The 14,231-nt window shown below is 39.4% G+C and carries 12 protein-coding genes; all 12 read left to right on the top strand.

What is annotated here, in order from left to right; all coding sequences use genetic code 11:
* Nucleotides 1-69: 69 nt before the first annotated feature.
* The 12 genes from spoIIP (at nucleotide 70) to deoC (ending at nucleotide 13,768) form a co-directional block, all read left to right on the top strand.
* A complete protein-coding gene (spoIIP, locus tag BDR01S_RS05220) occupies nucleotides 70-1,272 on the top strand; it encodes a stage II sporulation protein P (RefSeq protein WP_066257718.1) in 1,203 nt (400 codons plus the stop codon).
* Between the two features lie 31 nt (nucleotides 1,273-1,303).
* Complete coding sequence (locus tag BDR01S_RS05215) at nucleotides 1,304-1,618, top strand: YqxA family protein (protein WP_369691097.1); 315 nt, start codon at nucleotides 1,304-1,306, stop codon at nucleotides 1,616-1,618.
* A 138-nt stretch (nucleotides 1,619-1,756) separates the two neighbouring features.
* Nucleotides 1,757-3,592, top strand: coding sequence for a translation elongation factor 4 (gene lepA / locus BDR01S_RS05210; protein WP_066257714.1), 1,836 nt, complete (start codon nucleotides 1,757-1,759; stop codon nucleotides 3,590-3,592).
* A 79-nt stretch (nucleotides 3,593-3,671) separates the two neighbouring features.
* A complete protein-coding gene (gene hemW / locus BDR01S_RS05205) occupies nucleotides 3,672-4,805 on the top strand; it encodes a radical SAM family heme chaperone HemW (RefSeq protein WP_066257713.1) in 1,134 nt (377 codons plus the stop codon).
* Nucleotides 4,806-4,905: 100 nt separating this feature from the next.
* Nucleotides 4,906-5,937, top strand: coding sequence for a heat-inducible transcriptional repressor HrcA (gene hrcA, locus BDR01S_RS05200; protein WP_066260287.1), 1,032 nt, complete (start codon nucleotides 4,906-4,908; stop codon nucleotides 5,935-5,937).
* Between the two features lie 127 nt (nucleotides 5,938-6,064).
* Nucleotides 6,065-6,664, top strand: a complete 600-nt coding sequence (gene grpE, locus BDR01S_RS05195; RefSeq protein ID WP_066257711.1) for a nucleotide exchange factor GrpE — start codon at nucleotides 6,065-6,067, stop codon at nucleotides 6,662-6,664.
* A gap of 28 nt (nucleotides 6,665-6,692) precedes the next feature.
* Nucleotides 6,693-8,528: a molecular chaperone DnaK gene (gene dnaK / locus BDR01S_RS05190; protein WP_066257709.1), complete on the top strand. Its 1,836-nt coding sequence runs from the start codon at nucleotides 6,693-6,695 to the stop codon at nucleotides 8,526-8,528.
* A gap of 120 nt (nucleotides 8,529-8,648) precedes the next feature.
* Nucleotides 8,649-9,782, top strand: a complete 1,134-nt coding sequence (dnaJ, locus tag BDR01S_RS05185) for a molecular chaperone DnaJ (RefSeq protein WP_066257707.1) — start codon at nucleotides 8,649-8,651, stop codon at nucleotides 9,780-9,782.
* 18 nt (nucleotides 9,783-9,800) lie between these two features.
* Nucleotides 9,801-10,742 carry a 50S ribosomal protein L11 methyltransferase gene (gene prmA, locus BDR01S_RS05180; protein ID WP_066257705.1) on the top strand — a complete coding sequence of 314 codons (942 nt, stop codon included), beginning with the start codon at nucleotides 9,801-9,803 and terminating at the stop codon, nucleotides 10,740-10,742.
* Between the two features lie 106 nt (nucleotides 10,743-10,848).
* Nucleotides 10,849-11,598 carry a 16S rRNA (uracil(1498)-N(3))-methyltransferase gene (locus tag BDR01S_RS05175; RefSeq protein WP_066257703.1) on the top strand — a complete coding sequence of 250 codons (750 nt, stop codon included), beginning with the start codon at nucleotides 10,849-10,851 and terminating at the stop codon, nucleotides 11,596-11,598.
* 7 nt (nucleotides 11,599-11,605) lie between these two features.
* Nucleotides 11,606-12,973 (top strand): tRNA (N(6)-L-threonylcarbamoyladenosine(37)-C(2))-methylthiotransferase MtaB, encoded by a 1,368-nt coding sequence (gene mtaB, locus BDR01S_RS05170; RefSeq protein WP_066257701.1) that lies wholly within the window; start codon nucleotides 11,606-11,608, stop codon nucleotides 12,971-12,973.
* 120 nt (nucleotides 12,974-13,093) lie between these two features.
* Nucleotides 13,094-13,768 carry a deoxyribose-phosphate aldolase gene (gene deoC / locus BDR01S_RS05165; protein ID WP_066257700.1) on the top strand — a complete coding sequence of 225 codons (675 nt, stop codon included), beginning with the start codon at nucleotides 13,094-13,096 and terminating at the stop codon, nucleotides 13,766-13,768.
* The last annotated feature ends 463 nt before the right edge of the window (nucleotides 13,769-14,231 follow it).

Below are 14,231 nucleotides of genomic sequence, written 5' to 3'. Positions count from 1 at the left end.
TAACTAGTGGTTCTATCGATTCTAGTATCTTCATAATATTTACTAGAATCCGTTTTGCGAGGTGGAACCATGAAAGCTAGAAACTCAGGAACATTTATTATGGTACAAGGATCAAGTTTACTTAAAGTCGCTGGATTACTGATAATCTTTATGCTATTGATTTTCTCTATTAGTGGATTATTAACCTCGTTAAAGCCACAATATCGGCCAATGTCGTCTTCTGTTAATCAGGCTGCTACAAATGTGAATGGAAAATTGCTTTATCAATTAATGGGCTGGGAGAACCATCATTTTTTATCAGTTGGACAAGATTGGACGGCGACTCCTAAGTTAACCAACTTGGTTTTTAAACTATCAAGCAATATAAATTTAAATGATCCTCGAAGCCTGCTTGGCAGAGAGCTTCCCGGATTCTTTCAATTTGATGGAAAAATTGTTGTTGCAGGTGAGGGAACGAACTATACCAATATGCCGATAGAATCTGCACCACCACTTGAGATTATGAAAGCTGAACGGGAGGCTTCACTGCAGAATTTAGATAGTATCAAAACACCATCAGGTGAAAAAACCCCTGCTGATCCTAGCAAAACTACCGGAAAACGGAAGGTGGTATATGTTTACTTCACACATAATCGGGAATCGTATATCCCCTATCTTAAAGGAGTAAACGATCCTGACAATGCTTACCATTCACAATTTAATGTGACAAAAATTGGCGACCAACTAAGAACAAGCTTGGAAGATCGAGGAATCGGAACTTTTGTTGATAAGACAGATATCCAAGGAAACTTAAATAAAAAACATTTAGGTTACGCTAAATCCTACCAAGAATCGCGTCCGGTTGTTCAAGCAGCCATGGCTTCCAATCGTGATTTAAATTATTTAATTGATATTCATAGGGATTCCCAACGAAAGCCACAAACCACTGTTAGTATAAATGGTAAATCCTATGCTCGACTTGCATTTATTATCGGTGGTAAAAACCCAAATTATGAAAAAAATGCAAAGCTAGCAAAGGAACTGCACGATCTACTCCAAAAGAAGTATAAGGGGTTAAGCCGAGGAGTTATGGTCAAAAATGCTGCCGGCTCAAATAGTATTTACAATCAAAACCTGTCTGAAAATGCGCTTTTGATTGAATTTGGCGGAGTCGATAATACATTTGAAGAATTAAATCGATCGGCTGACGCACTTGCAGACGTATTTAGTGAATTCTACTGGCAAGCAGAAAAAGTAAATGGTGATGTTGAGCAATCAACGAAAAAACAATAGATGTAAGGGAGCATTTTTTATGAAAATGTTCATGTTAAAAAGCCTATGCCTAGCTGCTCTCATGTTAATCTCTGTTTTAGTAGGTATGCAATTAGCCAATGACGGTATTCATAAAATGAAAGGCTATGATGATCCGAATTTTCAAAATGCCGTAAGTTTAAATGAAACGGACAGTAACTTAAGTGCAACCTTTTTGGGCAATGATATATCAAGCCATGATCTCGAAGCAAAGAAAAAGAAGCTTGAAGAAATAAACGCATATAATTTCTTCTCTTCGATGGGAAAGAAGATGTCTGAGGGAATATCAGCTGCCTCCCAAAAAATAGTTGATTCTATAGCAGATTAAATGTGTAAGTGGCATCCATTGGGTGCCACTATTTTATTTCAGGAAATAATCTTATTAGAGTTTTGATTGAATCTTGGTAATCCTATTGATATAATTCAAAATAGTGTTTATGTGCGAGTATAGTAGGAGTGAAATACCGTGAACAATAATGAAAGACTAAACCGACAATCGAAAATTAGAAATTTTTCAATCATTGCCCATATCGATCATGGGAAATCAACTTTGGCTGACCGTATCTTGGAGAAAACCAATGCGTTAACCTCTCGGGAAATGAAAGACCAGCTATTAGATTCAATGGACCTTGAAAGAGAACGCGGGATTACCATTAAGTTAAATGCCGTTCAGTTAAAATACAAAGCTAAAGATGGAGAAGAATATATTTTCCATTTAATTGATACACCTGGACACGTCGATTTTACCTATGAGGTTTCAAGGAGCCTTGCCGCCTGTGAAGGGGCTGTTTTAGTCGTTGATGCTGCTCAAGGAATTGAAGCACAGACACTAGCGAACGTTTACCTGGCACTTGATAACGATCTTGAAATTTTACCAGTCATCAATAAAATCGACTTACCTAGTGCTGACCCCGAGCGGGTACGCGGCGAAATCGAAGAAGTCATCGGCTTGGATGCTTCAGAAGCTGTGTTAGCTTCAGCTAAAGCAGGAATTGGGATCGAAGAAATCCTTGAACAAATTGTTGAAAAAGTCCCTGCACCAACTGGAAATCCAGAAGCACCGTTAAAAGCACTAATATTTGATTCACTTTATGATGCCTATCGAGGTGTTGTTGCCTATATCCGGGTTGTCGAGGGAACTGTTAAAGTCGGCGACAAAGTAAGAATGATGGCTACCGGGAAAGAATTTGAAGTAAATGAAGTGGGTGTTTTTACCCCAAAAGCGACGATGTTAAACGAGTTAACCGTTGGTGATGTTGGCTTTTTATCTGCATCGATTAAAAATGTCGGCGACACCCGTGTCGGTGATACAATTACAAATGCGAAAAATGGAGCAACAGAAGCCCTACCTGGTTACCGCAAACTCAACCCAATGGTATATTGTGGGCTTTATCCAATTGATACAGCGAAATTTAATGATTTGCGTGAAGCGCTTGAAAAGCTGCAGTTAAACGATTCCTCCCTTCAATTTGAACCTGAAACATCGCAAGCACTTGGTTTCGGTTTCCGCTGTGGATTTCTAGGACTGCTTCATATGGAAATCATTCAAGAACGGATTGAACGAGAATTCAAGATTGACCTTATTACGACTGCACCAAGTGTTATCTATCACGTTCACATGACAGATGGTTCTGAAATAAAGGTGGATAATCCGTCGGATTTACCAGACCCGCAAAAAATAGAACGCGTGGAAGAGCCTTATGTAAAAGCAACCATGATGGCTCCAAATGATTATGTTGGTACAATTATGGAACTATGCCAACTCAAACGAGGGATTTTCGTAACGATGGAATACCTGGCTGAAAATCGGGTAAGTATCATTTATGAGATGCCATTAGCGGAAATTGTCTATGATTTCTTTGATCAATTGAAATCGAGCACAAGAGGTTATGCTTCCTTTGATTACGAGCTTATTGGTTATAAACCATCCAAATTGGTCAAAATGGATATATTACTAAATGCTGAAAAAGTGGATGCTTTAAGCTTTATCGTTCATAATGATTTTGCCTATGAACGTGGAAAAATTATCGTTGAAAAACTGAAGGAACTTATTCCAAGACAACAGTTCGAGGTTCCGATTCAGGCGGCGATTGGTCAAAAAATTGTCGCTCGTTCCACAATTAAAGCGATGCGTAAAAACGTATTAGCCAAATGTTATGGTGGAGATATTTCCCGTAAACGCAAATTGTTAGAAAAGCAAAAAGAAGGTAAGAAGCGGATGAAACAGGTTGGGTCCGTTGAAGTACCACAAGAAGCATTTATGGCTGTCTTAAAAATGGACGATACCAACACAAAAAAATAAACTAGCGGGAGGTTAGGACAAGCCATTTTCGGGCGAATTCTAACCTCTTTTTGTTACATTTATCGAGGAAGTGAAAGAAATGATTAAATCGGCCTATCTCCATATCCCTTTTTGTGAGCATATTTGCCATTATTGTGATTTTAATAAAGTATTTCTAAAGGGTCAGCCGGTAGATGAGTATTTAAAAGCGCTTGATCAAGAAATTCGAATGACAGTTAACCAGTTTCCCACAGGTAATCTGGAAACGATTTTTGTTGGAGGAGGTACCCCGACATCGTTAAATGAGCAGCAGCTCTATCGTTTTTGCGATAGTATTAACAGAAACCTGCCGAAAAGTGAGACGATGGAATTTACCTTTGAAGCCAATCCAGGTGATTTAACAAAGGAAAAATTACAAATATTAAAGGATGCGGGTGTAAATCGTCTAAGTCTAGGTGTGCAAACTTTTAACGAGGAATTACTAAAAAAAATCGGCCGCGTTCATAAAGCGAAAGATGTTTATCAAACCATTGAAAACGCAAAAACAATCGGATTCGAAAACATTAGTATCGATCTCATCTTTAGTTTACCAACGCAAACGATAACAGATTTTAAAGAGTCATTAACTGAGGCTTTTTTACTAGATATAACGCATTATTCAGCATATTCCTTAATTATTGAACCAAAAACTGTCTTTTATAACCTCTTGAAAAAAGGAAAGTTACCTACTCCCGGTGAGGATGTGGAAGCAGCCATGTATGAATTATTAATGGAGGAAATGGAAAAGAATGGATTCAACCAATATGAAATTAGTAATTTTTCCAAACCTGGGTTTGAAAGCAGGCATAACCTTACCTATTGGAACAACGAATCCTATTATGGGTTCGGAGCTGGGGCTCATAGTTATTTGAATGGGGTTAGACGATCAAATACAGGCCCATTAAAAAGATATATGGACCAAATTAATAGTGGGGAACTCCCAGTTATTGATGAACATCAAACCACAAAGGTTGAACAAATGGAAGAAGAAATGTTCCTAGGATTACGTAAAACCTCAGGGGTATCGGTCCCACATTTTATTGAAAAGTTTGCCGTTGATCCACAACAGTTATTCGAGCAGGAGATTGCTGAATTAACTAATAAACAGTGGTTAGAAGTGCGAAAGGGTCATATATTTTTAACAAAAAAGGGCCGGCTGCTAGGGAATGAAGTTTTTCAGGCATTTTTAAGATAAAAGTGATTTGCTTTTTGATTGACACCATCCCCCTTTATTTGATAATTTATTAGTATAATTAGCACTCGGTAACTAGGAGTGCTAACAGAGGTGATGAATGTTGTTAACAGATCGTCAATTGTTAATTCTTCAAGTTATTGTTGATGACTTTATTCGATCTGCCCAACCAGTCGGCTCAAGAAGCTTGTCGAAAAAAGAGGAAATCTCTTTTAGTTCGGCAACGATTCGTAATGAAATGTCCGACCTAGAAGATTTGGGGTATATTGAAAAGACACATACCTCTTCAGGGCGTGTCCCATCGGAAAAAGGTTATCGGTATTATGTTGACCATCTCCTGTCTCCACAAGTGTTAAATCAACATGATGTAACCATTATTCAGTCGATTTTTGCGGAGAAAATTTTTGAGTTTGAAAAAATTATTCAAAGATCAGCAAAAATATTATCAGAACTAACTAATTACACATCGATTGTTCTTGGTCCGGCCGTTAGTATTAATAAGTTGAAAAGAATTCAAATTATCCCGTTGAACAAAGAGACCGCTGTAGCTATTTTTGTAACAGACACTGGACATGTTGAAAATAGGACATTTTCCTTACCGCCTTCGGTGGATGCAAGTGACTTGGAAAAAACAGTCAATATCCTAAATGAACGTTTAGCAGGAGTTCCACTTGAAGACCTAAATGATAAAATTTATAAAGAAGTGGCGATGCTCTTAAGGCAGCATATTCATAATTACGATTTAATGCTGCATACCGTTGCTGATTCATTAAAAATGCCAATTAATGAAAAACTTTTCTTTGGCGGAAAAACGAATATGCTAAGTCAGCCTGAGTTTCATGATGTTGCAAAGCTTCGCAGCCTTTTAACCCTGATTGACCAGGAAGAGTGGATATATAATTTAATCAGAAATGATTCAGCAGGCATTCATGTCAAAATTGGCAGAGAGAATAACAATAGTGTGATGGATAATTGTAGCCTAATCACCGCTACCTATTCTGCAGGGGTTGAAAATTTAGGAACGATTGCCATCCTAGGTCCGACACGAATGGAATATTCTCGAGTCATTAGCTTATTGCAATTTCTTAGTAAGGATTTAACGGCAGTTTTAACAAAGTTGTATCAAAATAAATAGCACTGGAAATATTGAGTAAGGGTGAAATACGGTAAATTCCACTTTGGTGAAATACCTTTCATTTCATCCCCTTTTCCATGAAAATATATTACTTAAATGGGTAAATGCTTTAAGGGAGGTGAGTAAGTTGACAAATGAGAATAATAACACGATAAATGAAGAAGTTGATATCGAAAATACTGTAAATGTTGAACTTACCGATGAAAAAACGGTTGAGACTGTTTTCGAAGAGGGTGGAACAACAGAAAAAACTGATGACTTTCCAGTTGATGAAAAGGAACAAGAACTTCAATTGCTGAAGGGAAAATTAGAGGAAGCAGATAATCGATATCTAAGGCTCCAAGCTGATTTTGATAATTTCCGGAGACGCACTAGAATTGATCTAGAAGCGAGCCAAAAATATAGAGCACAGAAACTAATTACAGATTTACTACCTGCAATCGACAATTTTGAAAGAGGCATGAAACTTGAGGCAGATAATGAACAAACCAAGGCACTTCTTCAAGGAATGGACATGGTTTACCGCAGTTTACTAGATGCCTTGAAAAATGAAGGTGTTGAAATAATTGAATCGGTAGGTAAGGAATTTGACCCGCATCTCCATCAAGCCGTTATGCAGGGTGAGGACGAGAACTACGGCTCTAATATTGTAACGGATGAATTTCAAAAAGGATATTTGTTAAAGGACCGCGTCATTCGTCCAGCAATGGTAAAAGTAAATCAATAAGATTACATATTTTTAGGAGGAAAAGGAAATGAGTAAAATTATCGGTATTGACCTTGGTACAACCAACTCTTGTGTTGCTGTCCTTGAAGGCGGCGAACCAAAAGTTATTCCAAATCCAGAAGGCAATCGTACAGCCCCTTCCGTGATTGCGTTTAAAAATGGAGAACGCCAAGTTGGAGAAGTAGCTAAACGTCAAGCAATCACAAACCCAAATACAATCATGTCCATTAAACGTCATATGGGCACAAATTACAAAGTGGACATTGAAGGCAAAGAGTATACACCACAAGAATTATCTGCAATTATTCTTCAATATCTAAAATCGTATGCGGAAGATTATTTAGGCGAACCAGTTACAAAGGCAGTAATTACCGTACCAGCATACTTTAATGATGCTGAGCGTCAAGCAACAAAGGATGCAGGTAAGATTGCTGGTTTAGAAGTTGAGCGTATCATCAACGAACCAACTGCTGCAGCGCTTGCTTATGGATTAGATAAAACCGATCAAGATCAAACCATTCTTGTTTATGACCTTGGCGGTGGAACATTTGACGTTTCGATTCTTGAATTAGGCGACGGTGTGTTCCAAGTTAAATCAACAGCTGGTGATAATCGTCTGGGCGGAGATGACTTTGACCAAGTCGTTATTGATTATCTGGTAGACCAATTTAAAAAAGAAAACGGGATCGACCTTGCGCAAGATAAAATGGCGTTACAACGCTTAAAAGATGCGGCTGAAAAGGCGAAAAAGGATTTATCCGGTGTAACTTCAACGCAAATTTCATTACCATTTATCACTGCCGGTCCTGCAGGTCCGCTTCACCTGGAAGTTACGATGACAAGAGCTAAGTTTGATGAAATATCTGCGCATCTTGTCGAGCGGACGATGGGTCCAACTCGCCAAGCATTAAACGATGCTGGTTTAACACCTTCAGAAATTGATAAAGTTATCCTTGTTGGTGGATCAACACGTATTCCTGCTGTACAAGAAGCCATTAAAAAAGCGACTGGACAAGAGCCGCATCGTGGTGTTAACCCTGATGAGGTTGTAGCAATGGGTGCTGCCATTCAAGGTGGAGTTATTACCGGTGATGTTAAAGATGTAGTATTGCTTGACGTTACCCCATTATCTCTTGGTATTGAAACAATGGGCGGCGTATTTACGAAGTTAATTGATCGTAATACCACCATCCCTACATCTAAGTCACAAGTATTCTCAACTGCTGCTGATAATCAAACTGCCGTTGATATCCATGTTCTTCAAGGGGAACGTCCAATGGCGGCTAATAATAAGACACTAGGACGCTTCCAATTATCAGATATTCCACCAGCTCCACGTGGAATTCCACAAATTGAAGTTAACTTTGATATTGATAAGAATGGTATCGTAAATGTTCGTGCTAAGGATCTTGGTACAAATAAAGAACAACAAATTACCATCAAATCTTCAACAGGATTATCAGATGAAGAAATTCAACAAATGGTCCGTGAAGCTGAAGAAAATGCTGATGCTGATAAACTTCGCAAAGAAGAAGTGGAAGTTCGTAATGAAGCAGACCAACTTGTCTTTACAACAGAAAAAACCTTAAAAGACCTTGAAGGTAAGGTTGATGCAGGTGAAGTAGCCAATGCTAATGAAGCAAAAGATGCGTTAAAAGCCGCAATTGAGAAAAACGACCTGGATGAAATCCGTGCGAAAAAGGATGCTTTACAGGAAATTGTTCAAGCTTTGACTGTTAAACTTTATGAACAAGCAGCAGCTGCGCAGCAAGCACAACAAGGTAACCCTGAAGCTGGAAATACTGCCGGTGGTAAAGATGATGTTGTTGATGCAGAATTTGAAGAAGTAAAAGAAGATAAATAAGAGTTTCTCAGCTCAGAAAAAAGTCAAAGTCAGAACGATGGGCTTTGGCTTTTTTATTGCAATAACATTGTTATAAATGATAGAATAGTCTTTATGTGACAGATTCGGGAGTGGGTAATCATGAGTAAACGGGATTACTATGAAGTACTTGGGATTAGTAAAAGTGCTTCAAAGGATGAAGTAAAAAAGGCTTATCGCAAGCTTTCAAAAAAATATCATCCAGATATTAATAAAGAAGCAGATGCAGCTGATAAATTTAAGGAAATAACTGAAGCTTACGAAATATTGAGCGATGATCAGAAAAAGGCACATTATGATCAATTTGGTCATACGGATCCAAACCAGGGCTTTGGCGGCGGCGGAGATTTCGGCGGCGGCTTTGGCGGCGGTTTTGAAGATATCTTTAATACCTTTTTTGGCGGCGGTGGAGGCGGAAGAAGACGTGATCCAAACGCACCAAGACAAGGGGCAGACCTTCAGTATACGATGACCGTTTCTTTTGAAGAAGCAGCATTTGGAAAAGAAACAGATATTGAAATTCCACGTGAAGAAACTTGTGGTACATGTAGTGGTTCCGGGGCAAAGCCTGGAACTAAACCAGAAACATGTCAGCACTGTCAGGGAACAGGGCAGTTAAATGTGGAGCAAAATACCCCATTCGGCAGAATTGTTAATCGTCGCACCTGTAATCACTGTAATGGTACCGGTAAAGAAATTAAACATAAATGTTCAACTTGCGGTGGTAAAGGAAAAGTTCAAAAGCGCAAGAAAATCCATGTTAAAATCCCTGCCGGTATTGATGATGGACAGCAGCTTCGCATGTCAGGTCAAGGTGAAGCTGGGTTTAACGGTGGACCAGCCGGGGACCTCTATGTTGTTTTCCATGTTAGACAGCATGAGTTTTTTGAAAGAGATGGCGATGATATTTATTGTGAAATGCCAATCACTTTTGTTCAAGCTTCCTTGGGTGCTGAAATCGAGGTACCTACTTTGCATGGGAAGGTAAAGCTAAAAGTTCCTGCAGGGACGCAAACAGGGAAAAAATTCCGATTAAAAGGAAAAGGTGTTCCTAACGTGCGTGGATACGGTGTTGGAGATCAATATATTCTCGTTCGAATTATTACACCAACAAAACTGTCGGATAAGCAAAAGCAACTCTTGAAAGAATTCGCAGAGCTAAGCGGCAATTCTCCGATTGGTGAACACGAAGAAAGTTTTTTCTCAAAAGTAAAACGAGCTTTTAAAAGCGAGTAAGGATTGGAGTTGGTAGATGTGAAATGGTCCGAAATCAGTATTCACACAACAAATGAGGCGATTGAACCTATTTCTCATATTTTGCATGAAGCTGGGGCGAGCGGTGTAGTCATTGAAGATCCATTTGAACTGACAAAAGAAAGAGAAGATCAATTTGGTGAAATCTATCAACTCAATCCCGATGATTATCCAGAAGAAGGCGTAATATTAAAAGCGTACCTTCCGGTTAACAGCTTTTTAGGCGAAACGGTTGATGCCATTAAAGAGTCGATTAGTAATTTAATTATTCACAATATCGATATCGGTAAGAATCATGTATCTATTAGTGAAGTGAATGAAGAAGAATGGGCAACTGCTTGGAAAAAATATTATCATCCCGTGAAGATTTCTGAAAAGTTTACCATTGTTCCGACTTGGGAGATTTATACTCCGGTCAGCAGTGATGAACTAATTATTGAATTAGATCCGGGAATGGCATTCGGAACTGGAACACATCCGACAACTGTTCTATGTATTCAAGCACTTGAGAGAACAGTTCGTCCCGGTGATCGGGTTATTGATGTTGGAACAGGCTCAGGGGTTTTAAGTATTGCAGCAGCGATGCTGGGTGCCGAAGATGTTCGTGCCTTTGACCTTGATGAGGTGGCGGTCACAACAGCGAGAGTGAACCTTAAACTCAATAAGGTGAGTGATCGTGCAACGACAGCACAAAATAATTTGCTCGATGGCGTTGAAGAAAATTCTGCCGATGTCATTGTTGCCAATATTCTAGCAGAAGTCATTCTACGGTTTACTGAGGATGCGGCCAAGGTTGTCAAACCTGGCGGGTCTTTTATTACCTCAGGAATTATCAAGCAGAAAAAAGATCAAGTTAAAGATTCATTGGTAGCAGCAGGATTTGAGATCATAGAAACGATTTTGATGGAAGATTGGGTTGCGATTATTGCTAAAAGGTTATAATGGTGGAAAAAAGGGGGAAATAACCCCTTTTTTTCATGCCATACTTTTAAATCAAGACTTTTTTTAGTAAAATAAAGCGTATATGTTTAGAGAGGGTGCAGGAAGTGTGCAACGATACTTTGTTAAACAACGAGCAAATGGTAATCGTTTTTTGATTGATGAAGAGGACCGGCATCATATCGTCAAGGTAATGCGTATGCAACTTGGTGATCAAATTATTTGTGTTGACCAAGAAGGGAAGCAAGCTGTGTGCGCCCTTGCAGAAATTACCGATACCAGTGTTGTTGCGGACGTTGTACAATGGATGGAAACTGTCTCTGAGCTTCCCATTTCAATAACGATTGCAAGTGGACTGCCCAAGGGGGACAAGCTAGAGTGGATTATTCAAAAAGGCACAGAACTTGGTGCACATCGGTTTCTCCCATTCTCAGCGGCTCGTTCAGTTGTAAAATGGGACGAAAAAAAAGCTTCGAAAAAAATAGATCGATGGCAAAAAATAGCTAAAGAAGCTGCTGAGCAATCCCACCGTGCATTTTTGCCAGAAGTTCTTAGTGCAATTAGCTTTAAAGAATTGCTTACAAAAAGCAAAAATTTTCATTATAAAATAGTTGCTTTTGAAGAAGAGAGTCGGAATGGCGAAACTTCCGTTTTTGCTGCTACACTCAAAAAAATGAACAAAGGTGATTCACTTCTTTTGGTATTTGGACCAGAAGGCGGCTTAACCGATGCGGAAGTAGAGCAATTAAGGGAAAATGATTTTGCAATTTGCGGGTTAGGCCCTAGAATATTACGAACGGAAACTGCCCCTTTATATACACTCGCGGCAATTTCCTATCATTTTGAATTAATGAGGTGAACAAATAATGGCAACAGTTGCGTTTCATACGTTAGGATGCAAAGTTAATCACTATGAAACTGAAGCTATTTGGCAGTTATTTAAACAAGAAGGATACGAACGAGTTGATTTTGAGTCAATTTCGGACGTTTATATTATTAATACATGTACCGTTACTAATACAGGCGATAAAAAAAGCCGACAGGTCATTCGCCGGGCTGTCAGAAAAAATCCTGATGCGGTTATTTGTGTAACTGGTTGTTATGCACAAACCTCACCCGCAGAAATTATGGCTATCCCAGGTGTTGACGTTGTGGTCGGAACCCAGGATCGGATTAAAATGCTTGATTATATTGAGCAATACAAGCATGAGCGCCAGCCAATTAACGGTGTTGGCAATATCATGAAAAGTCGCATCTATGAAGAACTTGATGTCCCATCATTTACGGACCGAACTCGTGCTTCACTAAAGATCCAAGAAGGTTGTAACAATTTCTGTACCTTCTGTATTATTCCCTGGGCACGCGGGTTAATGAGATCTCGAGATCCGAAAGAAGTTATTCGTCAAGCACAGCAATTGGTTGATGCGGGTTACCAGGAAATTGTCTTGACTGGTATTCATACGGGCGGATACGGCGAAGACATGAAGGATTATAATCTTGCCCAATTGCTTCGTGACTTGGAAGCAGTCAAAGGGCTAAAACGCTTGCGAATTTCATCGATTGAAGCGAGCCAAATTACGGATGAAGTGATTGAAGTAATTAAACATTCTCCGATTGTCGTTCGACATTTGCATATTCCGTTGCAATCGGGTTCTAATTCTGTCCTAAAAAGAATGCGTCGAAAATATACGATGGAGTTCTTTGGTGAAAGATTGGAGCGACTAAAGGAAGTTCTTCCTGGCCTTGCTGTTACCTCCGATGTAATTGTTGGTTTCCCTGGTGAGACGGAGCAAGAGTTTATGGAAACCTATAATTTTATTAATGACCATAAATTTTCTGAACTTCACGTATTCCCTTATTCAAAGCGCACTGGAACACCAGCCGCCCGTATGGAAGATCAGGTCGATGAGGAAGTTAAAAATGATCGAGTACATCGCCTCATTTCCCTTTCTGATCAATTAGCAAAGGAATATGCTTCACGATTTGAAGGTGAAGTCTTAGAAGTGATTCCTGAAGAGGTTTCAAAAGAAGAAGCTAATACCGGTTTATTGATGGGATACACTGATAACTACATGAAAGTTGTTTTCACAGGAGCTGAAGATTTAATTGGTAAAATTGTTAAAGTTAAGGTTACCAAAGCAGGCTACCCATACAACGAAGGGCAATTTGTTAAGGTTGTAGAGGATTCAGTAACAAAATCAGAATTATTTATTGAAGAAGAAACTGCCATTTAAGGACCATTTAGGTCCTTTTTTTTTGTGTATTTAGGATAAACTATAGTCAGCAGCAAATTTCTTTCAAATCCACTTAGGGTTGTATTATAAATTTCGAATGGTAATGAAGGGAGCTCATTTATGGCGACTACAAATATTGCTGCAATGATTGATCACACCCTGCTAAAGCCTGAAGCAACAAGGCAGCAAATTGAATCATTGTGCCAAGAGGCAAAAGAATATAAATTTGCTTCGGTGTGTATAAACCCAACATGGGTAAGTACCGCTAAAGAACTGCTGCAAGGCAGTGGTGTAATGGTTTGTACCGTAATAGGATTCCCATTAGGGGCAACTACTTCTGAAACGAAAGCGTTTGAAACGAAAAACGCTATTGAGCATGGCGCCGATGAAGTGGATATGGTAATTAATATTGGAGCATTAAAGGATCATAACGATGAATTGGTGGAAAAAGATATCCGGGCGGTTGTAGAGGCCGCCAAGGGCAAAGCACATACGAAGGTAATTATCGAAACAAGTTTGTTAAGCCAAGAAGAAAAGATTCGCGCCTGTGAACTTTCCGTAAAAGCAGGGGCGGATTTTGTGAAGACTTCAACAGGATTTTCTACGGGTGGAGCGACGGCGGAAGACATTGCTTTAATGAGACAAACTGTCGGTCCTGAATTGGGTGTTAAAGCATCCGGCGGGGTTAGAAGTACAGAGGACGTCCAAAAGATGATTGAGGCAGGAGCGACAAGAATTGGGGCAAGCTCCAGTATTGCCATCGTCAACGGGTTGACAGTCACTTCGGATTATTGAAAAAAGACGGCTAAAAGGCCGTCTTTTTATTAACGGGTTCCGTTTTCTGTTCCAAAATTCGAAAATGCAGCCCGATTTGTTCTGCCTTTTGGATCTGTTTTGCAATTAAAAATAAAATGGATCGGTTCACTATACTGAGCCATTTTTTTGTGTGTCTGAAAAAGATGCTGGTTCCCTCATCTGGGTCTGGGAGGGATGGTCCGCTCTTGTCGGATGGGGGGGGCAGGTTAGGCATCGGGTTTGATAAATAAGCGGAGAAATTCCTCTTATTAAGGAAATAGCACTGAAAATAGCTTAAATAGTCGGAAGAATTCCGGCTATTTGCTCAAAAAACATGAAAATGGGTAATTTTGCTTTGCTTAACCGGAAATCCTCCGCTTATATACCCCGAACCGAGCTCTCTGTTGCAGTTTAACCGGAAAATCTCCGCTTATTTTAAATCTCACTGAATACTCTAAGCACT

The organism is Neobacillus drentensis NBRC 102427 (genome assembly GCF_001591445.1).
In the GTDB taxonomy this organism is placed as follows: Bacteria; Bacillota; Bacilli; order Bacillales; family Cytobacillaceae; genus Neobacillus; species Neobacillus drentensis.
The sequence above is the reverse complement of the archived record's forward strand: the minus strand, read 5'-3'. Positions and strand labels throughout refer to the sequence as shown.